This is a genomic window from Cysteiniphilum litorale (genome assembly GCF_003428165.1).
Taxonomy (GTDB): Bacteria; Pseudomonadota; Gammaproteobacteria; order Francisellales; family Francisellaceae; genus Caedibacter; species Caedibacter litoralis.
In genome coordinates this window covers 1-1,323 of sequence record NZ_QLIQ01000125.1, presented here as the reverse complement: position 1 = coordinate 1,323, position 1,323 = coordinate 1, and the positions used below count along the sequence as shown (strand labels likewise).

Below are 1,323 nucleotides of genomic sequence, written 5' to 3'. Positions count from 1 at the left end.
GCTTAAATTTATTCATTCGCAACGCCCGCTTTAATTTATCTTGTATGTTATTGTTTGCTATTTTCTTGTTATTTTTTTTGTTATTTTTTGTTTTGACTCTGTCTTAAGTTGGCTTCTAATCAATCTGCGCTAAAAAAACCACCTCACGATAACTGATCTCTTGAATCTTCATCGATACATTGTCTTTCGTCACAATACTTGGTACGGCTTTAATCCCAAACGTGCGCGTGATAAATCCGCCCTGATCAAAACGCACATTATGATCAAGTGCTAATGAGACCTCATGCACATTGCCACCTGTTAAGATCACTTTAAGCGGTGTTTTTGACCGCTGTAATTGCATAAGCTTGGTTTTTAACCACTTGACCTGTAATACATCATCCCCATCAGCAAATAGTAATACCGTGTCATAGATTGGTGGTGTTAGTGCATATTGTTGTAGCACTTTGGGGTAAGTTGAAATATCCAACGCATTGATGGTTAACCCTTTCGGATAGATCACCTTGCCTGTGTGATCAATAATATTCTTTTGCAACGTCATGATCGGCTGATAATAAAAAACATCTGGCGTTACGGTAGTCGGAATATTCACAGGCGTTGGACGTAACATCTTTGCTTTCACCTGATCTTGAACCTCGCGTTGCCACTGCGCTAAAAATCCACTTTGCTCAAGCGCCTTTAACTTAACATGAATGAAGTCCAAAAAATTCACTTCAACGATGTCAAAGGTGTGCCCATATTTGCCCAAGTCTTTACTGTAGCTATATTGAGTGATACCAAGCAAGCTGATGACAAAAATGCAAAACATGCAAAACATGCAAAAAATAGCAAAAAAGTTTAAAAGCACCGTACGTGATAACAATTTTTCAAATTGTTTGTTTTTTCTTATTCTTTGACCTTTTTGATGTCTTTCATTTCTTTGACTTCTTTGACTTCTCATATCGACTGCCAACATCTTCAATTAACTCCGATTTTGATGTACCTGAGCATCCGTAGTCTCCTGCAACTGCTGCTCAAAATACGCATAATCAACATCTACCCGATTGCGTTCCTGCAAATCCGCAAATGCCATACTGAATTGCTGCAACTCGGCTAATTCATCCCCATAAAATTCCTCAACAGTGAGCATAATCGCCTCTTTAAGACGATAGCCCTGTTTGCGATAGGTTTTTACCGCATCCACTTCCTGTCTTTTGGTTGACGTAATAATCTTAGAATACGGATCAAGGAAGAATCGATGCTCTGACGAAAACTCACCGCGCTTGATTAAAAACGATGAAAACCATGCTTCAGATGAGGGGCGAAAACGCTGAATCGTCTTAA

Annotated in this window: 2 protein-coding genes; both read right to left on the bottom strand. The window is 39.1% G+C overall.

The window, feature by feature from the left end:
* Nucleotides 1–115: 115 nt before the first annotated feature.
* On the bottom strand, nucleotides 116–940 hold the full coding sequence (traW, locus tag DNJ75_RS14825) for a type-F conjugative transfer system protein TraW (RefSeq protein ID WP_170137244.1): 825 nt from the start codon (nucleotides 938–940) through the stop codon (nucleotides 116–118).
* A gap of 21 nt (nucleotides 941–961) precedes the next feature.
* The coding region (locus DNJ75_RS14820; protein WP_206609133.1) for a hypothetical protein at nucleotides 962–1,323 on the bottom strand (362 nt) is incomplete at its 5' end.

What these genes read in the sequence shown, in the direction of transcription:
- traW (WP_170137244.1), bottom strand. Translation starts at nt 940, where the DNA reads ATGAGAAGTCAAAGAAGTCAAAGAAATGAAAGACATCAAAAAGGTCAA.